The organism is Legionella anisa (assembly GCF_001467525.1).
Taxonomy (GTDB): Bacteria; Pseudomonadota; Gammaproteobacteria; order Legionellales; family Legionellaceae; genus Legionella; species Legionella anisa.
The window spans coordinates 388,437-413,943 of record NZ_LNXS01000019.1; the positions used below are offsets into that span (position 1 = coordinate 388,437).

The following is a 25,507-nucleotide window of genomic DNA, read 5'->3' on the forward strand; positions in this document are numbered from 1 at the left end:
GAGTGAATTGCCAAAGGTTCCGAAAATTTCGATTTTTGGCGGAAGCCACTTATAATATAGTTTGAAATATGAGAATTAAAAAGCCATAATGTATGTTAATAGAACCTTGGATTAAATGAGGTACTATTTTAAATCCATAATGTATGTTAGTAGACCTTCAATGTAATGAGGTGCTTTATGAAAAAATTATTATTGGCTTCCTGTCTCCTAGTTACTTCGACCGTTTTTGCAGATACATGCACTTTCAATTTAAAATTTAATACGAAATGGGCTAATTTCAAAAATTGGATTATTATCATTACCGATGTCTCCAATCCTGATGTTAAAGAAGTGGTAGGAGGGCCAACACTATTTTATGGGAAATACCCAGAAAACGATACATTAAAAATAGATGTACCAAATTGCACAAAAAGCACACAAATAGGTCTTTTTGCCCATGCCCCTGGTAAGAGCTCCACCGCTTCTGTCAATGAAGCATCTAGTACCAGTAACACCGGCTTTAAAGTTCAAGCCTTTGCTCCCAATAGCTTCTTGGAAGGAATGGCTCGTTGCGTGGGTGATATAAGTCCACAAAGTAATTCAAATATAGAATTGGTTGTGGGAAGTATTGGCGACCCTGGTGACTTCGCATTTACTTCCAAATCTTCGAGTAGTGAACAAGATTCCTGGACAAAAGCTCAGTTAGGAGTCGTTTGCCAAAACCCTCATTTAGCCGCTACTGAGTCAGATGATACCGGGGACTAGCTAGTTTGCTCAGGTTTGTTGACATTTCATATACTAGGAAGCCAACACAGTAGAAATGTCAACATAACCTAATAGTTCATGATTTATTTACAGATCAATTCTTTATTATGTTAGTTTAATCATTAGACCCGCTCCCATTTTCATTTTTTTCCAGGATCCATTATGATGCAAATACCAATTAATCATACGAAAAAAAATAGGGAATAACAGAAAAAGAATTCATTTATGAAACAAATTAACTACCCTACTTTAATTGGTATTTTCTTAATTAGCTTCTCCATATTGGTGTTGGAAATCACCTTAACAAAGATATTTTCTGTTACCTTATGGTACCACTATTCTTATTTTGTTATCTCTTTAGCGATGTTTGGTATGGGATTTGGAGGAATGTTAGTCTATCATTTCGAAGAACAATTTAAATACTCCGTTAGAAAAAATTTATACATCCTCAGTATTATTCTTGCCTTGAGTATCATCTTAAGCTTGTATGCAGTCATCGCTTATCATTTACCTAAGGCGATCAATTGGCAAAGCATAGTGCAATTTACAGGCGTGTATTTATTATGCACCGCACCTTTTGTCTTCAGCAGTATAATTCTTTCTCTATTGTTTTTAAATTTTTCCGATAAAGCAAACATAATTTACAGTTTTGATTTACAAGGCGCAGCAATTGGTTGCATTGCTTGTGTGTTATTGATTAGTTATTTTACAGCGCCACAGGTCTTATTAATTGCCAGCTTAACCAGTGTTGTTGCAGCCATTTTATTTGAATTGCCAAAAATTCGTATTTATTCATTAGTGCTTCTGGTAGCCAGCTTTTTACTTGTTCTTATCGGCAACTCTTTGTTTAAAGTGACACAAACTAAAAATTATTCGGAATTGCAATACGTAAATCTTTATGAAAAGTGGTCCCCACTGTCACGCATTACGGTCTCGTCTGAAATATATTTTAGAGGATTACATGATGAGTCTCCATTCGGTTGGGGCTTAAGCAGTATCTATAAACCCAAGCATGAATTTAAACAATTGTGGATTCAGCAAGATGCGAGCGCATGTACGCCAATCGTTCCCTTTCATGGTGATTACAGGGAGGTAGATTTTTTAAAATATGATATTACTTCCATGCCTTATTATTTAAGAAAAAATGCGGATGTATTTATCCTGGGTGTGGGAGGTGGCCGTGATGTATTAACCGCATTAGCTTTTGATAGCAAACAAATAACAGGGGTGGATATTCATCCAGTAATGATTGATTTGATTAAAAATAAATATGCTCAATATGCTGGAAACATTTATAACAATGATAAGGTTCACGTTGCTGTTTCTGAAGGCCGCAGTTATCTCGAAGTTGAGAAAAAAACCTATGATATTATCCAAATTCCTTTAATTGATAGTTGGGCTGCAACTGTAGCAGGTGCTTTTGCTATGGCAGAAAATAGCATTTACACGGTTGAAGCATTTCAAACCTATTTAAAATTTTTAAATCCTTCTGGCATATTAAGCGTTACCCGCTTCTATTTTAATCCGGACAATCAAACAATCAAAATCGTTTTGCTTGCTCGGGCTGCCCTTGAACAAAGCGGTATTACTTCTCCAGAAAGAAATATAGTTATCGTTAAAAATAAAGGAAACAATAATATTGATGTAGCAACAGTATTGGTTAAAAAAGAGCCTTTCTCTGCACGGGAAATAAATGAGATTAAAGAAATAGCCCGTAAATTAGCATTTGATATTGTTTATCTTCCTTCTGGGAATAACAATGAAACACTCTTCCAAACGGCACTAACCACTAAAAATCTTAATCAGTTTATAGAGAATTATTACTATGACATTAGGCCAACTACCGATGATAGACCGTTTTTCTTTCAGATGTTTTATTTTTCCAAGGTAAAAGACTTATTGTCAGGTAAAAAAATCACCGGCCAAATATTTAACTATTATGGGGTAAGCATAGTATTTGTTTTACTCATTACCTCTACCATATTAGTTCTATTATTCTATTTTTTACCGCTATTATTATCCAATACTTCAACTAAGCCACCTCTCTCATGGGGATTGTATTTTTCCGCATTAGGCTTAGGCTTTATGTTAATAGAAATGCCCATCCTACAAGTTGGATCAGTTTATTTAGGAGGACCAACCTATGGGTTGGCCGTAGGCTTGTTTTGTTTGCTATTTTTTGGCGGCCTAGGCAGTATTTTATTTAATTATCCTCAACCCGAACAGACTGAACGCGTTTTAAAAAGAGGCTTAATTATGGTGGTACTCTTGGCTATAGTTTTGCCTTTTTACCTGCATTGGTTAATGCAGGTTACTTTTGGGTACAACTGGTATTTAAAACTGACCCTATTTGTTCTCATTCTTTTGCCTTTAGGGCTATGCATGGGAATTGCCTTACCTTCTGGGATGCGCTTAGCCCGTTATCAAAACACAAAAAGCATTCCCTGGTTTTGGGCGTTGAATTGTGCCTTTTCGGTTTTGGGGTCCATCATTGCAATGGCAACATCCATGATGTTTGGTTACAGCATCACCTTGATTTTAGCTTCAGTTATCTATCTGCTTGCCTGGATTCTCACTATACCTCTTTCTCGTACTTTACTGAGAAGGTGAATTGCTTCATCGATGCGGTGCTCGAATCCCCATATACTGTGTATAAACTCCGGTCTCCGCTCCATGTCTCCTCGCCCTTCATTCTTCTCAGCAGGTTTGGAAAAGAGACCAATTTTACACATGAGATAACCAAATAACCCATTTATTTAGTGGCTCGCGAAAAATCATAACCACGATTAAAGAAACAAGGATCGCATAGCGATCCATGTAATAGACAACTCCAGAACTTACTTCAGGAATAATTGGTTGTAAATTACAAAGCCAACGCTTTAACGCGATACATACCGGTAGGTAGAGTAATAACACAATTTCCCCAAACAATCGTATCTCAGGAAAATTACCTATCATGAGTAAGGCCATAAAATACAACAATAATACATAGCGTAAGGGCCTGAATTGAAGAGGTATATAATCATAAAAAGCAAACCAAAACAAAGGCAGCCCTGCAAAACAAAACATAAACAATAAAATATGTTGCAAGTTTAATAACCAAAACAAATTTACTTGAAAATGGGTATAATGTGACGATCTAAAGTACCATTCTAACAGTACTCCTGGAGTACCATGCAAAAAGGACAAGACGAGCCAACGAGCGAGAACATAAGCTATAACAGCAAAAATCAATTGCTTATAAATCAAATGCAGGTTTTTCCAATACAGGGCTGGAATAATGAGTACTAACAAAAGACTGCTTTCACGATTAATAGTGGCTATAAATATTAAAGGAATAAAATAAAACCAATTCGAACGAAGACACAGATATAAACCCATAGTGAGAAAAAAAAGAGTGGGGGTATCGTAATAAAAGAAAAATGTCGCGGGACCATCCGTAGTATATCGATAATTAACCACTGTGGTCAGAGGTAATAAAAGAAGAAATAACCAGCTAAGCACTTGTGATTGCCGCTTACTAAATTCATATTGCAATAACCTTAACAGGGCAAGATATAATAAACTGGTAAACATCCACTCGATTAAGAAAAATAATTTTTCCAGCTCAATAGGGAGAAAATAGGCTATAAAATTAGCCAAAAGTGGAACAAGTAACCGTTGCCCAAAAGGCATGGGGGCTAAAAAATTAACTACCTTGTCCAATTCGACCTTATAAAAAACTCCAGTCAGCTTAACATGCATATAGGCATAGCCAAGAAGTAAAACAAACGTGATAAATCGCGTTTTATACCGAAAAATATCCTCATTCATGCTGCATTCCCTCATGCCCTGAGTATTAGCTTGAATACTGAAATCATCATAAATATTACTCAATAATATTTTTCAACCCCCTGAAGTGCAATAGGATATTCTAAAAACTGCCTATCATAAAAGCGGTACTAGCAGGTTATCAAGAACTAGTTTCTCTTGGTTTAGAACAAGAAATAATTGATGAAATAAGCGAGAACACCCGCTTCAATCATTATGTTCTCTCTAGATTTAGCCATCCTAAAATAGTTCCTTTGATATAAAAAGGTTTATCTAAGTAACAAAAAGAGTTAAAATCTTCAACTAAATTTTTTCAGAATTACATCTTTATGTTTTTTTTCGATACAGTTACTCAGAAATACAATCAAGCAAAATTATTCGCTAATCAATTTTATGAAAATTTAGTTCAAGGGATGCCGGACTTTAGTACTTTTCATGGCGAAATCGCTTTGATGTATACAAAAGCGATAATAGCTCACCTTAAAAAGAACTATATACAATTTGCCACAGTTGGTGCTATGGAATTGCTAGGTTATGCAATCGATTTAAATTTTCCAGAAGGTACCACTTTGTCCACAATGCTTCACTTTACAAGTCGTGTTGGTGCCCAGGCTCTAATACTTTCTGCTTTCATTGAAATAAATAGACCTGTAGAAATTTCTTTCCCTGAAATAAATAGACCTGTAGACATTGATACAACAGACGACAATGGAATTCCATTAACCTCATACCGATCGACCGCAGCCTAATATGTCATTTAAGAATAATTGGCTATGATTTTTAAATCAAAAAATATCAATGAAGAACATACAAAGGTATGTTCTTTGAGAAAACACCCAGAGGGTCAGGCCTTGAATTGACGACAAGATCAATCAATTTAATTGATCTTAGGTCTAGTCTTAATTAAACAAAATCTATGGAAAGTGAACGAGTTTTTATGGCTCGCCAACCACGATTTGTTCTACCGTGACAGCCTCAACACATCATTCAGCGCGGAAATAATCGCCAAGCTATTTTTCGTAGTCAAAATGATTATGAATATTACTTAGAAAAACTTTTAATCGCCCCAAAGGAATATGGATGTCAGATACATGCTTATGTACTAATGAAAAACCATGTCCACCTATTTCTCACACAAGGTCCGAAGATAGTATCAGTAAAGTGATACAGATATTTGGAAGATATTATGTTCATATCATAATTATCGTCGAACAGGGCACCTTGTGGGAAAACCGATATAAAGCATCATTGATCGATTCGGAGCAAAATAGGTGGAAAATGGAAACATAAAGAGGTAAATTGCACTAATTGCCGCTATAAGTAAGAAACAAGAGAGAGAAATTATGCAAAATACAGAGATCGTAGAGGATACATCCATTGTAAGTTCTTTTCCCATTGCGATCATCACCAGTGTTTTTAATCGACAGGTTACAAAAGCTTTGCAAGAAGGAGCAGTATCCCAACTCCTAAAACGTGGTTTTAATGAAAGAGACATCAAGTCATTTGACGTTCCAGGAGCGGTAGAAATTCCATTAGTTGCAAAACGCCTTGCCATGCAAAGAACGGTACAATCAATTATTACTTTAGGTGCCGTGATTCGTGGCGAAACCAGCCATTATGATCTGGTGTGTGATATGGTAAGCCAGGGATGCTTGCAAGTCTCATTGGAATATAATATTCCCGTTCTTTTTGGCGTACTGACCACAGATAATGAAGAGCAGGCATGGGACCGATTAGGAGGAAAAGGTGGGCATAAAGGCATAGATGTAGCTAACGCCGCTATTTCATTGCACCAAACATTAAGTCAATTGTAAAACAGGCATAGAACCGATGACGAATAACTATGAGCAGTTTGAGCAACGCAAACAAGATCACATTAAATTGGCCTTAATGCCTGAAAATCAAACAACTGAGCTCAGTACATTTGATAGCATCAATCTGATTCATGATGCCTTGCCTGATTTAAATTTTGATGAAATCAGCATCAAAGCCTCACGATTTGGTCAAGTAGTTGAGAAACCGTTCCTCATTAGCTCCATGACTGCAGGTCATCGCCGTGCGAAACATATCAATCATAACCTGATTGAGGCGTGTGCACGAAATGGCTGGGCAATGGGGGTAGGCTCTCAAAGACGCGAACTTACCGACCGTAAAGCTGCATTTGAGTGGCAGGACTTACGTCGTAACTTCCCTCAAGTCAGCTTGTACAGCAATTTAGGAATAGCCCAATTAATCACGACCTCATTAAGTGAAATCCAACGTTTAACAGACGCCTTGCGCGCTGATGCATTAATTATCCACTGTAATCCCCTGCAAGAATGTATGCAACCCGAAGGCACCACAACCTATAAAGGGTGCTGGCACGCTTTAGCAGACTTAGTTAAAAAACTACCCATACCGGTCATCGTTAAAGAAACAGGTTGTGGTTTTTCTCATGCAACAATGGTGCGCTTAAATGAGATTGGTATTGCCGCGATTGATGTAGGTGGTCTGGGAGGAACTCACTGGGGGCGAATTGAAGGACGAAGGGCAGCTCATGACCCAATTCGTCAACAGGCAGCAATTACCTTTCGCAACTGGGGAATTGATACCGTAACTTCAGTAAAACAAGCTGCAGCACTAAAACCTTCTTTCGAAATTTGGGGTTCAGGCGGTGTCGTAAATGGCTTAAACGCCGCTAAGCTTTTTGCGCTTGGTGCAACAAGCGTTGGCTATGCACGGCCCTTGCTCGAAGCTGCTCTAGAATCTTCCGAACAAGTGAGTCAATGCATGCAAACAATTGAGTATGAATTAAAAGTCGCTATGTTTTGTACCGGGAGCCGCGTTTTAAGTGATTTGCCCCAAAAACTGGGGTGATACAAAATTATTCATCCTCGCTTGTGATAAATATGCCCTTGATAATCATTAATTTCTATTGCAAATAATCAAGTAGCTACGTTTTGGGTGACAACCCAGGTAGGTTGGGTCATTTTGACCCAACAATTTAAACACAGTCATCATGTTAAATCCGAAGCATCGATGAATTGAACAGGTGAATGAGATGTTAAAATCATCAATGCAATGAGTGATTATGAGTTTGTTGGGTCAAACGACCCAACAAACATTGCTATCAACAGCTATTTTGTGCCTCAATTTTTAGTCTTCCTTGCCGCATCACTGTGGAGATTGGAAACAAGACACGATACTTATGAATGAGCAATAACACCAATGATGCTAAAATAAATTCAGAGAAGTTAATTACACCTAAATAAGGGATATTTAACTCTGTCAGAAAAAATGCCAGTAAAAAACCTTGCTGTGATAAGAAATAAATATTTAATCCCAATCGATAATAGAAAAACTGTATAAAACACATCAGTAAACCAATAATAAAAGTACCTGTACACACCATCAGGTAGCTATCGGAGTAATTTAAAAGACCTATCAAGCCAGGTAAAGAAGAAAACTTCGTTCCTTTCTTTAAATCCAGATAACTCTGAGATACTTTTGAATAAAGACTGACTTTTTGCGTCGGTTTTTGAAAAATTGCCTTTTTAAACAAATCCCATCCAGTATGCGGATAGGCAGTTGTTGCTAAAATACCTTCTATTCCTATCCATCGGCTAATAGGCAGTGATTTCAGTTGTTGCAATTGAAATTTCAGATTTGATTTATTATGTACTATTAACTTTTTCAGCGTTAATCCATCCGATTTTTTCTCAGACTTGCTCGACTTCTTATTTCTCTCAGACTTATTTGACTTTTTCTCAGTGGACTCAGTCTTGTGCGAACTGTTGGGGCTATAAAAATAATAGCTACGTAACATACTCACAGCACCCAATGAGATAATTGCGAGAACAACATAAGTGATTACCAGTTTTTTATACTGAGTTACCAGGGAATAAAAACTCTCTTTGAATAAGATAAAAAAGCAAGGAATTATCCACATGATTAAAATAGAGCGACTTAAAGTGGCTATTGAGATTAAACATGCAATAATTATTGCATAATGCCAATTTTTGTAATTCTGCGCTAAAGCATCCAAACCCATTAAATAGGCAATTAGTAAGGGTAAGAAAAATATCCAGATCCACGAGAGCAGAAAATTAATATGGAAGGGAAAAATAACTGCAGGTGAAAGACCTATCATATAAAAATGGGTTTTGAAATTAATACAACTTATTACTAAACTAATAAAAAGCAATGAAGTCCAAATTTTTTTAGGATTCTTTAGATACCACTGAGGTACTTCTGTTTGGTTTTTTAATGGCATAACCCCATTATTGCTATAACCTAAGCGGCGATAGAGATAAAATAAAATATCAGCGGCTAAAATACCTAAAGCGGCATAACTTGCAACCATTAAAGCATTGTCCCAATACATTCCCAAGTTGTGCACATCGTTCCAAAAACCGGTAGGCTCTACAAATTCCACTCTGAGCACTAAATAAAACATTAATTTCAGCCAAACGCCCAAAAATAACATGATTTTTAAGTAGAAAAATATATAGGTTTGCGAAAGGGATAAACTTGAAATTAATACTGTTAGCCAGATGACGTCAAACACGAAAAAATAAAAGTCAGATCCTTTATAACTTGCAACACCAAATAAAGAGAAAAAAAACAAACCCATCATTAAAATGATGGAATACTTCATTGGTATTAATTTGCTTTGCATTGTTTTCTCCATCTCACTTCGTGAAGTGCGTCAGTGAAACTAGGAAATAAACCTTAAATGATTTTATAGTCGTCTTGCTCACTCGAACTATCTTCAGACTATCCATGTAAGTCATATCCTGTTATGGGCGCTCTATTCCTCAGTTTTCAGTTTTTTTGCTACCAGCAGTTTCCCTATGCCTTGATCGAATATAGTTCTTATTACCCTAAAACATCGATGCAAACTTTTATTAAAAAGTGCATTAAAAATGATATGGTATGTATTTATTTTTGTAAGTTTCTGAGGCGCAAGTTTCATCGCATGGAAAAAATATTTTATTCCTAATTTATATCTCCCTGAGCGCCAGTGTGTTCTCCCAGAAATTAAATACGCTTGACTTAGAATTAATGGGGCTAATTCTAACAATCTATTATCCGTAGTGTCATTTAAAATAGTTGACATTAATTTTACAAACTCATTGGCGCGATCAAGCGAGGTACTTGCAAAACTTGCTGATTGTTCATGTACTCGATGGCAACCAAGAACTACAGGCAGCCTTTTAAAAGTTCCTAGCTTCGCCAGTCTTGTATGATATTCAAAGTCACCAATCAAAGAGTAACTACTATCCCATCCACCAATTTGATTAAATGCAGATTTCAGAAAAAAAGATCCAACAGCAATAGGTGTTCCACCGCGAATCAGCATTTGATAATAATCGTAATCAGGTGTCGTAAGTTTTCTTATAACCTTAGATTGATTATCAATCAAAAGATTATCCACGTAGGTTAATACTATGTTTGAATTTTTATTGAACTCAAGCACTGAAAGACTTACTGCGTTCGCCTCCAACGTATCATCGGCACTCAAATACCCAATAATGGAACCTTTACTCATTGCCCATCCTTTATTCAAAGTTCGGGCTTGCCCCATGTTTTCATGGGTTTCATAAAAGAAACGGCCTTGATATTTTTTTAAAAAATCAGCTGTTCCATCTGTAGAACCATCATCCAAAACAATCAGTTCTATATTAGGATAATCTTGAGCTAAAACACTTTCTATAGCCGCTTCAAGATAAGGGAGGGCATTGTATGCAGGTATAACTATTGAAACTAACTGTTCTGCATTATCACCCATGATTTCTCCCTACCCTTAAAATAAAACAAAGAAATACTCATCATAAAAAACCAATAAATAAAATAGGTTAGAGCAAAAGCATAAGTCACTCCAACTAATCCAAATTGTCTTAAAAAAATATGGCTAAGAAGTACAAATATTAACCCAATGATGCATTCACCAGCAATGTACTCTTTAGTCTTAGATTTTGCAAGAAATAAGTAAGTATATGTCCACCCTGCTATTTTAAAAAAATCACCAATTAGTTGATACAAAAATAAATTCTCAGCAGGCATAAATGTATTGTCATAAAATATTAAGAGAATGACTTTGCGTGAAATATAAATAACAGACAGCATGAGTACAATTAAGGAAAGCAGTATCTTTTGAACTCGCCTCATTTCTTCTTTTATAACAATACTGTCTTCTAATTGAGATAACCTAGGTAAATAGTACGTAGTGAGAATCGTTGTAACAAACAATAAATAAGCATCAGATAATCTGAGCACGGATTGCCAAATTCCAACGGCATCCCACCCATATAAGGCATGAATATCGTTACGAACAAATACTTGTGATAATGGGACAGTTAGCGTACTCACAATGGTCATTAGCGAATAATTCAATAATTTAACCAACTGTTCTTTTTCAATGCGAAATGAAAATAAATAGCGAAACCACTGTTCACGATAAACAAAACCATAGGCAATAAGAAAAGTGATTCCCTGAGATAAAACAAAAGCACCAAGTGCCCCTTTTAACTTATAATAGTGTGTAAAGAAAGCAATTAGAATGAGACTCACAATACTGCTTAACACATTGACACAAACTAATAATTTTATTTTGCCTAACCCATTAATAACGGACGTCATCAAGAGATAAATTGCAGTAAAAGCCTGCGCTACCAATAACCATTGAAACACATAGAGATAATTTGTTTCCCCTAAAAATATATGCGCAAGTGAAGAGCCGAAAAGAAGGGTGGAGCCGATTACCAGGCAGGAACAAAGTAGCGTATAACAAAAAGCTGTAGATAAAAATGGATAAAATTTTTCTGGTAAATTAGTATACTCCGCAACGTATTTAATGACTCCTAATGTAACCCCACCTCCAGCAATTACTGAAATAACATTAGCAATAGCCATAAACTGCCCTAATACACCCACTCCTTTTGGACCAGTATAAAGAGCCACTATTTTCAAAGATAGAACACCGATGAGAACTTTAATAAATGTAGAAGCACCCGATAAAAGTGATGTTTGAACTAATTTACCCTTCATCTTACAATCTCTTGGAATCTATCATGAGCATCTTCTGTAGTGGTTTACAAAGAAATCCTTCTTTTAAACACAGTTATTTTCAAGGGAATTATCCTGCTTTTTTCCCCAAAATAACATCTCTTCAATAACTTCATCCCAAGTTTTTAAATGGCGAGCAGAAATATTGTCTTTTTTAATATGAAGCATTGTTCTTTGCATATTTTCAATAGACAGCGTCTCAAAACTCATTCCTTTTAATAATTCTCTATGAGGACCTATATCTGAAATATAGGATTCATCAGCAAGAAAGACACCTTCTGATACGCCATTAGAAGAGTTCTCAATGTGGGTAGTTGAAATGTAATACTTTGTTTTCAAGAGACTATTGAGTACCTCTTCTCTTGGTAAAAAACCCTTGATGATAATATTCTTATTCGATTTCAGGCTTGCAGGAATAGACTTTTCATCACCAATTATTATCAATTTCAATTCAGGATTATTTTTTCTAAGGCTTTCATATACATGAAAAGAATCTTCCACCGCTTTATAGCGATAGGTTCCAATAACCGTTGCAATGTTATCTCTATCTTTTGGTTGTTCTTTTAAATTTAAAAATGATAACTCTTTATCACTTCCATTCATTGACAAAAACTTTCTTGATAAATATTTATCATCAATAAAACTTAAAGAAAAATTTGATTCTGCAGAAATTACATCCGCATTTTCGAAATTTTTTTTAATTCTTGAGCCTAGACAGGTAAATTTCAATTTGTCAAATAAGGATAATGGAATATTACGAGTGCACAGAGGTAAAATATTACTTAAATGAAACCAATTTATTTTCCCAAACTTATAATATATAGGAATACCATATGAATAATAAAATTCCGGGATCCCTATTTGCTTTTGAAAATCTTTTAAATAAAAGCAATCATTGAATAACCTTTGTAACTTTGATTGTTTCACAATGATGTACTGATTATTAGGGAATTGTTTTACTAAATACTGACAAAACGGATGAATGATAAAGTAAGCGCCTCCATTTTGGTTAAACCACTTTGCATAAGCAACAAGCCTGTTTACCCCTCCGCCAAGATATGAGACTGAAAAATTAAAAAGGAACTTATTTTTTAGCATAGACTAACCTTACTTAACAGATGCTGTTCCAAATATGAAAAAGCTGAGATGTAATGATGTTGTCCAAGACATTTTTCCGCTAACTGAATATTCGCTATTGAAACACTTATTTCGTTGACATTATCTGCATAATCCACTTGCAAAGAAATGCCTTTGCTTTGTAATGTTGTAATGAGTGCACTTGTTGAAATACCTTGTCCGCTGGCAATATTTAAAATAGGAACATCCGTTACGGTAACTAATCGTTCATAAGCCCAAGCGATATCATCAACATGAATATAATCACGTATAGCTTGTCCTCTATTAAATAATGTGATTCTTTTCCCTGAAGAGTGGGCATCGATTAAACGGAAAATCATTGAAAACGTATCATTTTGCCCACCGAATATATTGAAAATTCGAGCAATGGTGTATTCAATTTTATACTTGTTACAATAAAATGAAATTAATTGCTCGCAAGCAACTTTTAAAGCGCCATGCATATTCATAGGCGATACAAGCATTGTTTCAAGGCAATTTTCATTGGAATTAGCGCCATAGACGGAACTACTGCTTGTATAAATTATTTTATTAATTTTTGTTGCGTTGCCACCAAGAATGTCCAAGATAATTGCTAGATTCATAATGGAATTTTTTACTATTGTTTCAGAATTTACCGTGAACAGCTCTTTCGACTTTTGAAAACAATTTAAAATGACATTACAACGATCCGAGTTGTTAATAAGATCAATTAATAATAATGGTGTCGTTACAATATCTGCTGAAGAAAGCACGACACAATGAGTCTTACCCAATTTTTTGAGTAATGCATTTGAAAGATTGCCCCGGCCAATAATGATTGTTTTCATTATCGTGCTCCGAAACCAGTAAATATAACTCTTATGGTTTTTAAAATAATTTGGATGTCCAATAAAAGCGATAAATTCCTCACGTACTCTAAATCGTAAGATACTTTAACTTTTGTGGTATCTTCAGAATCCGCATACCCCATTTTAACTTGGGCATAGCCAGTTATTCCGGGTTTAACGAGGTGTCGTACATTATAATCTGTAATGGTTTCAGTGTATTTTTCTGCAAGCTGCATGGGCTCAGGTCTAGGGCCAATCAAGCTCATATTGCCTATTAATATATTTAAAAATTGGGGTAACTCATCAAGACGACGTTTTCGAATAATTTGACCAAACTTGGTTACCCTAGGGTCATTTTCTGAGGCATAAACAACTTTTTGATTGTCATGACGCATCGTTCTAAATTTATACATTCTAAAGGCTTGATTGCCTCTACCCATTCGGTCTTGTATAAAGAAAATAGGACGACCCATGGTAATTAAAATAATAAAGGAAATAATGAGAAAAACAGGGCTTAATAGAATTAAGATGCACAAAGAAAGAACTCTTTCTAGAAAAGAACGAAAAAAAAGATAAAATTTAGTGCGTCCTTTTAAACGGTCCATATATCAAAAATCTCTTTACCCGGAAAACAGGAGGATAGGGTATACTGAGTGACTCCATAGTTCAAGTAAGTAGTTCCTTTAAAACGTATCTTTGGTTCATTTCGATGAGTAAAAAGCCTTGTAAGCAGATAAGTAAAGAATCCACGATGAATTCACTATGCCCAGAAAATTAAAGATCGTGTTATGTTTCCTTGATTATTATTGGTTCAAAAAATAGTATGCTTCCATCTGCTTCTATTTTAATTGTTAGGGCTTGTTTTTTGCTGGTTTTATTTCTAGTATGTGCCTACTTAATTGAGCTCTATTTGGCTTCTTTTTATTAAATTTGGATAAGTGATTTAATGAGGATATTATTAATTTCACAATATTTTTGGCCTGAAACATTTATTATCAATGAGTTAGTGGAAACTTTGACTCAGCAAGGTCATACAATAAAGGTATTAACGGGCAAGCCCAATTATCCTAATGGAGAAATCTTTGAGGGGTATACGAAAAAAGGAATTGTTTCTGAACGTTTTATACCCGGTGTAACCGTATTCAGAGCACCTCTACGAAGCCGCGGTAAAGGCGGGGCAAAAAATCTTATTTTAAATTACCTGTCTTTTGTTATTAATGGATTGCGTTTTTTTCCTTCTGCGGTAAAAGGCGAATCATACGATGTTGTTTTCGCTTTTGGTTTATCCCCTATCACATCGATAATACCCGCCATTTTCCTAAAATGGCGTTTGAAAAGTCACCTTGCTGTATGGATACAAGATTTATGGCCAGAGAGTTTAAAAGCCACTGGTTTTATTCGAAATCCATTTTTACTTTGGCTGGTTGGGCAATTAGTGCGCGCAATTTATTTTTGTTCTGATACGATTTTAGCTCAGTCACACGCATTCAAAGCACCTATTTCACGCTATGCAAAAGAAAACAAAATAGTTTATTATCCTAACTCGTATAATGATTCCAGTAGTACAACACAGGATGTATCACAAATACCAGAAAATCTGTTGAACGAACTGAACTCCAAATTTTGTGTTGTTTTTGCGGGAAATTTGGGAATCGCCCAGTCCCTGCCTACTTTAGTAGATGCAGCAGAGCAATTGCAGGACTTACCCGATTTTCGTTTGGTTTTTGTAGGTAGCGGTAGTATGTCTGAATGGCTCAGTCAGCAAAAAAAGGAAAAAAAGCTGGATAACATTATCATAGCAGGTAGATTTCCTGCCCTGGAAATGCCGCATATATTGAGTCGTGCAGCAGCATTGCTTGTAAGTTTAAAAAAGGATGAAATCTTTTCTTATACTATCCCAAGTAAAATTCAAGCTTATTTGGCAGCAGGAAAGCCAATTATTGCAGCTCTGGATGGGGAGGCTGCGCGTGTTATTGAACAAGCAGAAGCTGGCGTGACGTGTTCTTCTGAAGACTCCCAAGGACTCGCTCGATGTATTCGAACAGTTTATAATCTGAATTCAACAGAACGTAATAAAATGGGAGAATCAGGAAGAGCTTATTTTCTCGAGAACTTTAATATGCCAACTCAAGCAAATAAGTTAATTGAGATTTTAAATGAGAGGATAAAAACAGCAAAATGATGAACAAAAAGATTTTAGTTTTAGGCGCTACAGGAATGCTGGGAAATGCTGTATTTAGATTTTTAAGCGCGAATCAACAGTTTCAGGTATTCGCAACAATGCGTAATACTCGTGACAAACGATTTTTTGAAACTGGATTACACGATCACATCATCACTAATGTGGATGTACTTAATAATGATGCGTTGATGGATGTATTTGCGGAAGTTAATCCTGATGTTGTCATTAATTGCATTGGCTTAATTAAACAACATGCTATTTCAAAGGATCCATTAATATCGCTCCCTATTAATGCGATATTGCCACATCGTCTTGTGAAATTATGTACTTTATCCTCTGCGCGCTTAATCCATATAAGTACTGATTGTGTTTTCTCTGGACAAAAAGGGATGTATAAAGAAACCGATTTGTCTGATGCTGAAGATTTATATGGAAAATCTAAATTTATTGGCGAATTAAGTGATTTTTCGAATGCCATTACGCTTAGGACATCAATCATTGGCCATGAATTAAATAGCAATTACGCATTAATTGATTGGTTTTTATCGCAACAGGGAAGTATAAAAGGCTATAAAAAGGCAATTTTTTCTGGTTTACCAACAATCGAGTTAGCTCGAGTGATTGCTGAATTTGTTCTTCCTAATAACACCCTTTCAGGTTTATACCATGTATCAGCAGATCCAATTGATAAATTTACCTTACTTAAATTAGTAGCCGAGACCTACGGAAAAGTAATTGATATTATTCCTGACGAGCAGTTATGTATTGATCGTTCACTTGATTCAACGCGCTTTAAAGAGGCTAGTGGCTACATTCCTCCTTCTTGGCCGGATTTAATTTTGAAAATGAAGGCTTTTAACAGTTTAAATTTGGATAATAAATCTCATGTTTGACAATAAAATATTAATGATTACAGGGGGAACGGGTTCGTTTGGGCATACTGTACTGAAGCGTTTCCTGGATACACATGTAAAAGAAATTCGCGTTTTTAGCCGAGATGAAAAAAAACAAGAAGATATGCGTATTGCTTTAGCCAACGATAAAGTCAAATTTTATCTGGGTGATGTACGTGATTATGAAAGTTTGCGGCATGCGACAGCAGGGGTAGATTATATATTTCATGCTGCAGCACTCAAACAGGTTCCTTCTTGTGAATTTTACCCCATGGAAGCAGTTAAAACGAATGTCATTGGAACTGAGAATGTTCTAAATTCAGCGATTGCAAATGGCGTAAAACGTGTGGTGGTTTTGAGTACAGATAAAGCAGTTTATCCCATTAATGCAATGGGAATGTCCAAGGCGATTGCAGAAAAAATTATGATTGCGAAATCGCGAATGATACCTGACTCAGGCCCGCTCATTTGCGCGACCCGCTATGGCAATGTAATGGCGTCCAGAGGTTCTGTCATCCCTCTTTTTATTAATCAGATAAAATCCAGAGAACCTTTAACCATTACCGATGCGAATATGACTCGTTTTCTGATGTCACTTGAAGACTCTGTGGATTTAGTATTGTATGCATTTCAATATGCCCAACAAGGCGATATTTTTGTACAAAAATCACCCGCTTCCACAATCGGCGATCTCGCTCAGGCTTTAAAAGAGTTATTTAATTACGATAAGCCGATAAAGATTATTGGTACACGTCATGGCGAAAAACTTTACGAATCATTAGTTTCGCGAGAAGAAATGGCCAAAGCAGAAGATTTACAGCGTTATTATCGCATCCCTGCTGATAATCGCGATTTGAATTACAAAAAATACTTTGTTGAAGGTGAAGAACATATTTCTGAATCGGATGATTACACGTCTCATAATACTGCGAGATTGGATGTAGAAGGTATAAAGAAACTGCTATTACAGCTCGATTATGTTAGGAATGAACTTCAATGATAAAGGTAATGAGTATAGTAGGTACACGACCTGAATTAATCAAAATGAGCCGGGTTATTGCGGAATTAGATAATCAAGTTCATCACATATTAGTTCATTCTGGTCAAAATTATGATTATGAATTAAATCAAATATTTTTTGATGATCTTGAAATACGTAAGCCAGATTATTTCTTGGGTGTTACTGGTGAAACTGCGGCAAAAGCAATTGCGGATGTCATATCTAAAGCAGATGATGTGTTAGCGGCGGAAAATCCGGATGCCGTATTGTTTTATGGGGATACCAATACCTGCTTGGCAGTAATTGCTGCCAAACGAAAAAAAATACCCGTCTTTCATATGGAAGCAGGTAATCGTTGTTTTGATCAGCGAGTTCCCGAGGAATTAAATCGAAAAGTTCTTGACCATTTAAGTGATATCAATATGGTCTTGACTGAACATGCCCGTCGTTATCTGATTTCTGAAGGTATCAGGCCAGAAACCATAATTAAAACAGGCTCTCATATGCACGAGGTATTGGAGCATTATAAGTCCAAAATTCTGGCTTCAAATGTTCTAGTTCGTGAGCGTTTAACAGAAAATAAATATTTTATTGTGAGCGCGCATCGAGAGGAAAATGTTGATACTCCTGAAAACTTACACGATCTACTCGAAACCCTAAGAACACTTGCTGAGACCTATGGCTATCCAATTATTGTTTCCACCCATCCACGAACGCAGAAACGCTTGGAAGCTTTTAGTGACTATAGGGATCATGAATTAATTCGTTTTGTTAAACCCTTCGGCTTTCTTGATTACATTAAGCTACAAATGAATGCTTTTTGTATTCTTTCAGATAGTGGCACGATTACTGAGGAATCCTCCATATTGAACTTACCCGCCGTGATGATTCGTTATGCCCATGAACGACCTGAAGGAATGGATGTTGGAACGTTGATTATGAGTGGATTAAAAAAAGACAAGGTTTTAGATGCAGTACGTGTCGTCACCAGTCAAAGTGTTTCTACACAGCGCGTAATACCCATAGTTTCTGACTATCAGGATAGAGGAACCGTATCGAAGCAGGTCGTCAGGATTGTACTTAGCTATATCGATTACATAAATCGTACCGTATGGTCTAAAAATTAAACTTGTGTGATCATAAGATTGACAGGTAGTACGCTGGAATAAAAATCATTCTTTGTGTGTTATTGCTGCTTTTAAGTGATACAACACCTTGCGCCAGTTCAATGGGTTATTTGATATTTACGGCACAAGGTGAAGGCATTTTTTTATTTTATCGATTGCAGTTACCATGAAGATTACTTACTTAAGACTGATACTGAAGTGAATCAAAATAATGTTAGGAAGAATTATAGTGCCGAATATTGGGCTTGTGCTGATGGGATAAGAGGTTTTGCTTGCCTCATCGTCTTAATCGCCCATGCTGTGACACTGTTCTTTAAAGAGAGCGCACCTTATTTGGCTGGGAGCGGAAAAATTGGCGTGTGGTTGTTTTTTGTCTTAAGCGCATTTTTGTTAACTCGAAAATTCATCCATATTAAATTGAGTCTCTCGAGTCTTTTAGACTATATAGTCAGTCGATTTATACGAATTATTCCTCTTTATATTATTGCAGTTCTGGTTTATAAACTTTTAGGGACTACAGAAATTGTCTCCTGGAAAGATGTTGACGATGCAATTTTTCTGCGACAAGGTTTTTCACACTTATGGACCGTAGCTGTTGAATTTAAGTTTTATTTATACCTTCCTTTTTTTGCCTTTCTCTTTATAAACTTATCATCTAATTGGATACTGTCCGTTATTTCTTTTATTTGTTTGGTATTAATAGAACAAATCTCACATCCTTACTGGTTAACCTCTATTAATTCGATTAATGTATATGATTATCTCACCCCGTTTACCATAGGGGTTTTTTCTGCAACTTTTTATGAAAAAATAAGACCTTATGTCACTGCAGTCAGCGCAACATGGGTCGGTGTCGGTACAATGATATTCTGTATTATGCTCCTCCCAGGAGTAAAAAATTTCTTTTTAGGACTTCCTTTAGATCTGAGCCTTGCAAACAAATTTGTACATTTTGGTTTTTTATGGGCAGCTTTTATTATTTACACTATTGATGGTATGGGTCTTTTCGGAAAAATATTGCGGACCCGAATGTTTCGATCTATCGGTAATTGGAGCTATTCCATTTACCTTTTTCATTGGCTTGTATTTATGAAATACATTACCCTGTGGCCTCATCATTTTTTCGCTATGCTTTGCGCTATTGTATCAGCTGTTTTTTTAGGTGGATTAGCCTACTACGTTTTGGAGAAAAACTTACAACAGTTACGACACTATATGCAATCTCAGTTTATAAAAACAAAACTGGGACAGGTCGTTTTTGCTCGACAATGAAACAATTTTCTCCACTTATTGCAAATCCAGATATCGAAAATTAAAGATTTATAATGGATTTGATGTTACCATTTCGTTATTTTAAGATTTATTAGAGGTGCATAGTATGCAATTGATTTTAGCATTCTCATTTTTCATCTGGTTTACTGATGCCTATGCATATTTAGATCCAGGGACAGGTAGTTTATTTATCCAGTCAACCATCGCTGCAATTGCTGGAGGAATTTTTATACTAAAAACATATTGGCATAAGCTGAAAGCAAAGTTATTTTCAAAAAGGGAAAAAGCTAAAGATGCACATGATGGTGAATAATTGCAGTGAGCAGGTTTGTAAAAAAAATGCACATAAATCATCGTTCCGCGATCCTGGCAGTCAAGTTTATAAAATAAACCATGAGATTTATCGCCAAATTAATCAGTCAGGATACTCTGATTACCAACAATTAATGCAATCAGGACTTTACGATAAACTTCAGTCATTGAACTATCTTATTCCGCACCGAGAAGTTTCAGTTGATTTTGCATTAAATGATCAGGCATTAGTTGTTTTAAAACCCGAAAAAATTGCATTCGTTTCTTATTGTTATGAATGGTCTTTTTCACAGTTTAAAGATGCGGCCTTGTTGACGCTTGCCATTGCAAAAATCGCCATTCAATATGGGATGATTCTAAAGGATGCGAGCGCTTATAATATTCAGTTTCATCAGGGTAAGCCTATTTTCATTGATACAGGTTCTTTTACACTCTATGAGGAAGGAACTCCTTGGAGCGCTTACAACCAATTTTGTAAGCATTTTTTAGCTCCCTTGCTGCTCATGGCAAAAGTAGATATTCGTCTTGGCATCTCAATGAAACAGTATATTGATGGCATCCCCCTTGACTTCGCTAGCCAGATGCTGCCTTTTAAAAGTAAGTTTTCTCCTTCTATATTTGCTCATATCCATGCACATGCAAAATTACAGCAGAAATATGGCGATATTAATACTGTTAAAATCAACAAACGTAAAGTAACTAAGCTCGGTTTATTAGGATTATTGGACAATCTAAACTCATTAATTAAACGATTGGAATGGTCCCCTATTAAAACAGAATGGGGAGACTACTATAATCAGACGAATTACTCTGATGCTGCAACGAAGCATAAGGCAGAGATTATCGAACGATTTATTGCAAGAACTCAGGCAAAATTAGTTTGGGATATGGGCGGTAATAATGGTTATTACAGCCGAATCGTCTCAAACCTTGGCGCACATGCGATATGCTTTGATATCGATCCTGTGGCAGTGGAAACGAATTATCAAAAAGTAAAAAAAGATAAGGGTGGACTTATCTTACCACTCCTACAAGATTTAACTAATCCAAGCCCTGCATTAGGCTGGGAACAAAATGAGCGATGTGGGTTACAAGAAAGAGCAAATGCTGATTTAGTAATGGCATTAGCTCTGATACATCACCTAGCGATATCCAATAATGTACCTCTGGAGCGTATTGCAGAGTATTTCTCTAATTTAGGCGAGTATTTAATTATTGAGTTTGTCCCTAAAGAGGATTCTCAGGTCCATCGTCTTTTGGCGAGTAGAGAAGACATTTTTCCACAATATGAGATTAACTCATTTAAAAAATATTTTTCACGTCATTACCTTATCCTGGAAGAGTGTCCTGTTTTAGAAACTTGCCGGACTATTTTTTTAATGAAGAAGATAAAGTAGAGTAGAAAAATGTTTAATAGACTTCGCAGTAACTGGCATTATCTTTTGCTTACTCCATTATTGTTCACTGCTTTAGAAACAGCATTTATTAAACATAATGGAATAAGTATATTGAGTTCTGAAGCACTATTTACTTATCTTATATTAATCTTTTTAGGTTTAATTCCTGGTCTTTTAATGGTATTTGGAGGAGTTTTCTTTAGAGTCATCATTGCCTCCATCCTACTTATATTATTGATACTCAGCCAAATTAATACCCTACCAGTATTGCCTTGGGGATTTAAATACCGTTATGTCTTCCCTCTATTTATAATGTCCACATCAGTACTTTTCTATACTATTCGCTTACATCTAGGCAAATTGTTTTTTGTTATCTTTGGGGTCTTTTGGGTAGGTGCTTTTTTTACTTCAAAAACTCCAATGGTAGACCTGCAGCAGGTTGCAACTATTAAAGCAGCGAATCAGGAACTACCACCTTATATTGAAATTATTCTTGATGAACATATAGGCATAGATGGCCTTGCACGTTTGGAGAATAGTGACCATGAGTTTTCTAAAAAATTAGTCAATGATTACATCGAAAAAGGTTTTAGAGTTTATGGTGACGCATATAGTCGTGACTACCAAACACTGTCTTCATTTGCCAGCTTTTTAAATTTTCACCCCCTCAAACAAGTGAAGACTTATATAGGAAAAGAAAAAGGAATAAATAGCATTATTACCAATAAACTTTTTGAAGAAATTACAAAAAGTGGTTATCAGATTAATGTATTGCAAAGCACTTTTTTAAGTTTATGTGTGAAAAAAGATAATATAAATTTAAAAACATGCAGAACATACAATCATGCTGCTCCTGTTCCATATCCTTATGCAAAGCTTACAGAAAAATCGGCAGTGATCCTAAATAATGTATTTTCATTCATACCGCCAATTGATTTTTTCTTAAAATATAAAAATAAAATTTGGTCAATGCTCCATTTACCTACAAGTAATACCCAAGGGCTTGTGGAAGCGTCTACTGCTACATATGTAATTTCTTATCCAGAACTAATGGATTTGGCTAAAAATGTAGAGCAAGGAAATGCATATTTTGTCCACTTATTAATGCCCCATTATCCTTATGTTTTTGATGAAAACTGCCAGTATGTTGGCAATAGAGGAAAAAAAGCGAGCACTTATATTGAACAGGTAAAATGTACGCAGAAAATGATGGACGAGTTCTTGCGCGTCCTTGCTAAGAATCCTAATGCTAAAAAGAGCATTGTTGTCATTCATGGCGATCATGGTACACGAATGCCAACACCACGCGATAATAAGAAGTATTCTTTTACTACCGAAAATATTATAAAAACGTATAACACATTTTTTGTCGTCAAGGCACCTTCATACAATGCGGGTTATGATCAAAATAAATATCCTTTAGATTATTTATTGAAAACTATTGTGTTAGGGAAGAAATTGGTGCCCTATGACCCTGCAAAACAGTTTGTTTATCTTCGTAGTGATTCTCTTACGGATAAACCTTTTGATTTGGGTAAAGAGTTGATGCCGGCTAGTGAAGACAGTCCCAAGGCATAGCTTAAGTTATTTAATCCTGGATTCAAAATCTATCTTTTGCCCAATGCGTGGGCTGGGCTTTTCAGCCCAGCCTACTTTTTTGAACTTCCTTAAGTTGACTCATTGCCTGAACACTTACATAAAATGAGCGATTCCCTCTGGTCAAACAAAATTCTTAAGAGATAGGGTAAATTTTTAAATCATCGACTTATAATAGAAACTAAATGTCTCGTATCGCAATACTTAAACATACTCACTGATCCAGCAACCGCAAAAAGTATCGGAATAAAAAAGCTAAAATTGATTCCTGTAAATTCAATGATCAAAACAATTGCGGTGATTGGCATTTTTTGAGCTGCAGCAAGAAATGCAGCTCCTCCAATAATGGCAAAAGCAGATATAGATACAGAAATACCTGGCAGCAAATAACTCCAAAGAATACCCAAAACGACAGCCATTAAAGCTCCGTTTGCAAGAGAAGGAGTCAGAAGTCCGCCTGCCGCACCAGCTTGTACACTAGTGCAGACAATTAAAATTCTAAGTATAAGGACGGCTATAGCAACTCCAAGTCCTAACATATTCCCATCAAATCCTAACTGAGCCGCAGAGCGTCCATTTCCCAATATCTCCGGAAAATAAATCGCTAATAAACCAATGATGAAAAAATTAAATAAACACGATACGATTATTTTCCAATTTCGCGGCGCTCGGCTTTGGGCCCTATTCGTAATCACCTTAAACCAATAAGCAGAAAAACCAAAAATGGGGCCAGAAAGAATAGCCCAAATGACTACTGGGGAATCAAGTCTTAAAACAGGTATATGATATAAGGGCTGATTACCAAGGCCAATCCAGGAGATAACCACTGCGATAGCGGAAGTAGTAACCGCTGGAATTACCGCAAACCAATGAAAGGAGCTGAGTAGAACTTCTAAAGTAAACAAAGCACCACCAAAAGGAACATTATAGACTGCAGCCAAACCCGCTCCTGCAGCACACGCTACAAGTATTTGACTTTCCTTAGGGTGCAGCTTCATTTTATTAGTCAACCAACAGGCAAAAGTAGCGCCAAACTCACGAGGAGCCACTTCTCGTCCCATAGGAGAACCCAAGGCAACAGTAATAATCTGGAGTAGTACATGCACTAAAGTAGTTTTTATTGGCATGTATGGTCTAGGTGATTTAATTGCATTAGCAATACTTACCAAAGGACTACCATAACGAAAAACTGCCCACCATCCAAAACCAGCAATGAAACCACACAAAAGAAGAGCTACTACTCTTCTTGGTGCAGTTGAACCAGTAACCACCTCAAGAAAATGCTCATGTCCCACAATAGGAAGTACAGTATGTTCATAGGCTAAGTGTTGAATAAAATGCAATAATATGGCTAAAAACATCCCTCCAAAACCAGAAACAATCCCGATAAAAATTGTGGCAATAAAAAGAAGATGCCATCGAGATGTTAAATGTTTTGTCATGAACTACTCCTTAAGTATCTATTCATCACAAATTTAAAACCCTGGTGAAAAGACAAATTTGAGTTCAGGTTGAGCCGAATATGGCTTTTCGGTGAACTGTGCTGAATAGTTTACCTCCTTAATTCATAACGGGATTTGACTGTTTAGCTTTCCAGCAACTTGCAATTGATGGACAACAATACGTGTTAGATAATCAAATTCAATATTCACCTTTTGCCCATGTTTTAAAAAGCTCAGGGTCGTATTAAGTAATGTGTGTGGAACAAGCATTAATTTAATGCTTTGATTCACAACTGAATTAATCGTTAAGCTTACACCTTCAACAGTAATACTACCTTTAGGTATTAAATACAACATCGCGTTTGCATCGAAACCACTTAACTCTACTTCAACAAATTCATTAATGTGTTTTATAGAATGAATTTGAGCAATCGCATCTACATGTCCACTTACATAATGACCACCAAAACGCGTCGATGCAAGCATGGCCCGTTCTAAGTTCACTTCTTCTCCTGCTCTTAGCTCACCCAAAGTAGTCCTGCTCAGAGTTTCGGGGGAAACATCAAAACTTAATTTTGTGTCTTCCAAAGGTAATAAAGTTAAACACACTCCATTTACAGCGATACTTTCCCCTACATGTAATTGTTTAAAAGGAGATGAAATAACCAACCGATTTGCACCATCATGGTTACTGTTATTCATCACAGTACCTTTTTTTTCAATAATTCCGGTAAACATG

The 25,507-nt window shown here is 36.0% G+C and carries 23 protein-coding genes; 14 read left to right on the top strand and 9 right to left on the bottom strand.

Features of this window, described 5'->3' with window-relative positions:
- The first annotated feature begins 177 nt into the window (after positions 1-177).
- Both Lani_RS06010 and Lani_RS06015 read left to right on the top strand, forming a co-directional pair.
- Positions 178-744, top strand: a complete 567-nt coding sequence (locus tag Lani_RS06010) for a hypothetical protein (RefSeq protein ID WP_019232865.1) — start codon at positions 178-180, stop codon at positions 742-744.
- 225 nt (positions 745-969) lie between these two features.
- A complete protein-coding gene (locus Lani_RS06015) occupies positions 970-3,354 on the top strand; it encodes a spermine/spermidine synthase domain-containing protein (protein WP_019232864.1) in 2,385 nt (794 codons plus the stop codon).
- Between the two features lie 114 nt (positions 3,355-3,468).
- On the opposite strand, the gene Lani_RS06020 is transcribed toward Lani_RS06015, so the two are convergent.
- Complete coding sequence (locus tag Lani_RS06020; RefSeq protein WP_019232863.1) at positions 3,469-4,557, bottom strand: hypothetical protein; 1,089 nt, start codon at positions 4,555-4,557, stop codon at positions 3,469-3,471.
- Between the two features lie 326 nt (positions 4,558-4,883).
- Here Lani_RS06020 and Lani_RS06025 point away from each other — a divergent pair, with 326 nt between their 5' ends.
- The 4 genes from Lani_RS06025 to fni all read left to right on the top strand — a co-directional run bounded on the left by Lani_RS06025 (position 4,884) and on the right by fni (position 7,410).
- On the top strand, positions 4,884-5,303 hold the full coding sequence (locus tag Lani_RS06025) for a hypothetical protein (RefSeq protein WP_019232862.1): 420 nt from the start codon (positions 4,884-4,886) through the stop codon (positions 5,301-5,303).
- Between the two features lie 236 nt (positions 5,304-5,539).
- Positions 5,540-5,719 (top strand): transposase, encoded by a 180-nt coding sequence (locus Lani_RS21160; protein WP_407657126.1) that lies wholly within the window; start codon positions 5,540-5,542, stop codon positions 5,717-5,719.
- 178 nt (positions 5,720-5,897) lie between these two features.
- Complete coding sequence (gene ribH / locus Lani_RS06035; protein ID WP_019232861.1) at positions 5,898-6,368, top strand: 6,7-dimethyl-8-ribityllumazine synthase; 471 nt, start codon at positions 5,898-5,900, stop codon at positions 6,366-6,368.
- Positions 6,369-6,384: 16 nt separating this feature from the next.
- Positions 6,385-7,410, top strand: a complete 1,026-nt coding sequence (fni, locus tag Lani_RS06040; RefSeq protein ID WP_019232860.1) for a type 2 isopentenyl-diphosphate Delta-isomerase — start codon at positions 6,385-6,387, stop codon at positions 7,408-7,410.
- 253 nt (positions 7,411-7,663) lie between these two features.
- On the opposite strand, the gene Lani_RS06045 is transcribed toward fni, so the two are convergent.
- The 6 genes from Lani_RS06045 to Lani_RS06070 all read right to left on the bottom strand — a co-directional run bounded on the left by Lani_RS06045 (position 7,664) and on the right by Lani_RS06070 (position 14,152).
- Positions 7,664-9,211: a hypothetical protein gene (locus Lani_RS06045; RefSeq protein WP_058388459.1), complete on the bottom strand. Its 1,548-nt coding sequence runs from the start codon at positions 9,209-9,211 to the stop codon at positions 7,664-7,666.
- A 132-nt stretch (positions 9,212-9,343) separates the two neighbouring features.
- A complete protein-coding gene (locus tag Lani_RS06050) occupies positions 9,344-10,324 on the bottom strand; it encodes a glycosyltransferase (protein ID WP_065233472.1) in 981 nt (326 codons plus the stop codon).
- Positions 10,300-11,583: an O-antigen translocase gene (locus tag Lani_RS06055; RefSeq protein WP_019232856.1), complete on the bottom strand. Its 1,284-nt coding sequence runs from the start codon at positions 11,581-11,583 to the stop codon at positions 10,300-10,302. Before Lani_RS06055 ends, Lani_RS06050 begins: the two co-directional genes overlap by 25 nt.
- Before the next feature lie 63 nt (positions 11,584-11,646).
- Complete coding sequence (locus Lani_RS06060) at positions 11,647-12,699, bottom strand: glycosyltransferase family protein (RefSeq protein ID WP_019232855.1); 1,053 nt, start codon at positions 12,697-12,699, stop codon at positions 11,647-11,649.
- Entirely contained in the window at positions 12,693-13,547 is an 855-nt protein-coding gene (locus Lani_RS06065) for an NAD-dependent epimerase/dehydratase family protein (protein ID WP_019232854.1), read from the bottom strand. Before Lani_RS06065 ends, Lani_RS06060 begins: the two co-directional genes overlap by 7 nt.
- On the bottom strand, positions 13,547-14,152 hold the full coding sequence (locus Lani_RS06070; RefSeq protein WP_019232853.1) for a sugar transferase: 606 nt from the start codon (positions 14,150-14,152) through the stop codon (positions 13,547-13,549). The genes Lani_RS06065 and Lani_RS06070 overlap by 1 nt, the downstream gene beginning before the upstream one ends.
- Positions 14,153-14,493: 341 nt before the next feature.
- On the opposite strand from Lani_RS06070, the gene Lani_RS06075 reads away from it, so the two are divergent.
- From Lani_RS06075 to Lani_RS06110, 8 genes are all read left to right on the top strand, one after another.
- Positions 14,494-15,729 (top strand): glycosyltransferase family 4 protein, encoded by a 1,236-nt coding sequence (locus Lani_RS06075; RefSeq protein ID WP_019232852.1) that lies wholly within the window; start codon positions 14,494-14,496, stop codon positions 15,727-15,729.
- The gene (locus tag Lani_RS06080; RefSeq protein WP_223499357.1) at positions 15,726-16,622 is read left to right on the top strand and encodes a dTDP-4-dehydrorhamnose reductase family protein; all 897 of its coding nucleotides are present in this window, start codon (positions 15,726-15,728) and stop codon (positions 16,620-16,622) included. The genes Lani_RS06075 and Lani_RS06080 overlap by 4 nt, the downstream gene beginning before the upstream one ends.
- Positions 16,615-17,622, top strand: a complete 1,008-nt coding sequence (locus tag Lani_RS06085; RefSeq protein ID WP_019232850.1) for a polysaccharide biosynthesis protein — start codon at positions 16,615-16,617, stop codon at positions 17,620-17,622. The genes Lani_RS06080 and Lani_RS06085 overlap by 8 nt, the downstream gene beginning before the upstream one ends.
- 8 nt (positions 17,623-17,630) lie before the next feature.
- On the top strand, positions 17,631-18,749 hold the full coding sequence (wecB, locus tag Lani_RS06090; protein ID WP_238585179.1) for a non-hydrolyzing UDP-N-acetylglucosamine 2-epimerase: 1,119 nt from the start codon (positions 17,631-17,633) through the stop codon (positions 18,747-18,749).
- Positions 18,750-18,878: 129 nt separating this feature from the next.
- The gene (locus tag Lani_RS06095) at positions 18,879-20,021 is read left to right on the top strand and encodes an acyltransferase family protein (RefSeq protein ID WP_019232848.1); all 1,143 of its coding nucleotides are present in this window, start codon (positions 18,879-18,881) and stop codon (positions 20,019-20,021) included.
- A 106-nt stretch (positions 20,022-20,127) separates the two neighbouring features.
- The gene (locus tag Lani_RS06100; protein ID WP_019232847.1) at positions 20,128-20,334 is read left to right on the top strand and encodes a hypothetical protein; all 207 of its coding nucleotides are present in this window, start codon (positions 20,128-20,130) and stop codon (positions 20,332-20,334) included.
- Positions 20,321-21,730, top strand: coding sequence for a class I SAM-dependent methyltransferase (locus Lani_RS06105; RefSeq protein WP_202803965.1), 1,410 nt, complete (start codon positions 20,321-20,323; stop codon positions 21,728-21,730). The genes Lani_RS06100 and Lani_RS06105 overlap by 14 nt, the downstream gene beginning before the upstream one ends.
- 9 nt (positions 21,731-21,739) lie before the next feature.
- Positions 21,740-23,308: an alkaline phosphatase family protein gene (locus tag Lani_RS06110; protein ID WP_019232845.1), complete on the top strand. Its 1,569-nt coding sequence runs from the start codon at positions 21,740-21,742 to the stop codon at positions 23,306-23,308.
- Between the two features lie 179 nt (positions 23,309-23,487).
- Here Lani_RS06110 and Lani_RS06115 read toward each other — a convergent pair whose 3' ends face one another.
- Together Lani_RS06115 and ribE are read right to left on the bottom strand one after the other, a co-directional pair.
- The gene (locus Lani_RS06115; protein WP_019232844.1) at positions 23,488-24,768 is read right to left on the bottom strand and encodes a chloride channel protein; all 1,281 of its coding nucleotides are present in this window, start codon (positions 24,766-24,768) and stop codon (positions 23,488-23,490) included.
- 123 nt (positions 24,769-24,891) lie between these two features.
- Positions 24,892-25,506 carry a riboflavin synthase gene (gene ribE / locus Lani_RS06120; protein WP_040522181.1) on the bottom strand — a complete coding sequence of 205 codons (615 nt, stop codon included), beginning with the start codon at positions 25,504-25,506 and terminating at the stop codon, positions 24,892-24,894.
- Position 25,507: the final 1 nt, after the last annotated feature.

Coding starts and splice junctions, on each gene's coding strand:
- Lani_RS06010 (WP_019232865.1), top strand. CDS start 178: ATGAAAAAATTATTATTGGCTTCCTGTCTCCTAGTTACTTCGACCGTT.
- Lani_RS06015 (WP_019232864.1), top strand. CDS start 970: ATGAAACAAATTAACTACCCTACTTTAATTGGTATTTTCTTAATTAGC.
- Lani_RS06020 (WP_019232863.1), bottom strand. CDS start 4,557: ATGAATGAGGATATTTTTCGGTATAAAACGCGATTTATCACGTTTGTT.
- Lani_RS06025 (WP_019232862.1), top strand. CDS start 4,884: ATGTTTTTTTTCGATACAGTTACTCAGAAATACAATCAAGCAAAATTA.
- ribH (WP_019232861.1), top strand. CDS start 5,898: ATGCAAAATACAGAGATCGTAGAGGATACATCCATTGTAAGTTCTTTT.
- fni (WP_019232860.1), top strand. CDS start 6,385: ATGACGAATAACTATGAGCAGTTTGAGCAACGCAAACAAGATCACATT.
- Lani_RS06045 (WP_058388459.1), bottom strand. CDS start 9,211: ATGCAAAGCAAATTAATACCAATGAAGTATTCCATCATTTTAATGATG.
- Lani_RS06050 (WP_065233472.1), bottom strand. CDS start 10,324: ATGGGTGATAATGCAGAACAGTTAGTTTCAATAGTTATACCTGCATAC.
- Lani_RS06055 (WP_019232856.1), bottom strand. CDS start 11,583: ATGAAGGGTAAATTAGTTCAAACATCACTTTTATCGGGTGCTTCTACA.
- Lani_RS06060 (WP_019232855.1), bottom strand. CDS start 12,699: ATGCTAAAAAATAAGTTCCTTTTTAATTTTTCAGTCTCATATCTTGGC.
- Lani_RS06065 (WP_019232854.1), bottom strand. CDS start 13,547: ATGAAAACAATCATTATTGGCCGGGGCAATCTTTCAAATGCATTACTC.
- Lani_RS06070 (WP_019232853.1), bottom strand. CDS start 14,152: ATGGACCGTTTAAAAGGACGCACTAAATTTTATCTTTTTTTTCGTTCT.
- Lani_RS06075 (WP_019232852.1), top strand. CDS start 14,494: ATGAGGATATTATTAATTTCACAATATTTTTGGCCTGAAACATTTATT.
- Lani_RS06080 (WP_223499357.1), top strand. CDS start 15,726: ATGATGAACAAAAAGATTTTAGTTTTAGGCGCTACAGGAATGCTGGGA.
- Lani_RS06085 (WP_019232850.1), top strand. CDS start 16,615: ATGTTTGACAATAAAATATTAATGATTACAGGGGGAACGGGTTCGTTT.
- wecB (WP_238585179.1), top strand. CDS start 17,631: ATGAGTATAGTAGGTACACGACCTGAATTAATCAAAATGAGCCGGGTT.
- Lani_RS06100 (WP_019232847.1), top strand. CDS start 20,128: ATGCAATTGATTTTAGCATTCTCATTTTTCATCTGGTTTACTGATGCC.
- Lani_RS06105 (WP_202803965.1), top strand. CDS start 20,321: ATGATGGTGAATAATTGCAGTGAGCAGGTTTGTAAAAAAAATGCACAT.
- Lani_RS06110 (WP_019232845.1), top strand. CDS start 21,740: ATGTTTAATAGACTTCGCAGTAACTGGCATTATCTTTTGCTTACTCCA.
- Lani_RS06115 (WP_019232844.1), bottom strand. CDS start 24,768: ATGACAAAACATTTAACATCTCGATGGCATCTTCTTTTTATTGCCACA.
- ribE (WP_040522181.1), bottom strand. CDS start 25,506: ATGTTTACCGGAATTATTGAAAAAAAAGGTACTGTGATGAATAACAGT.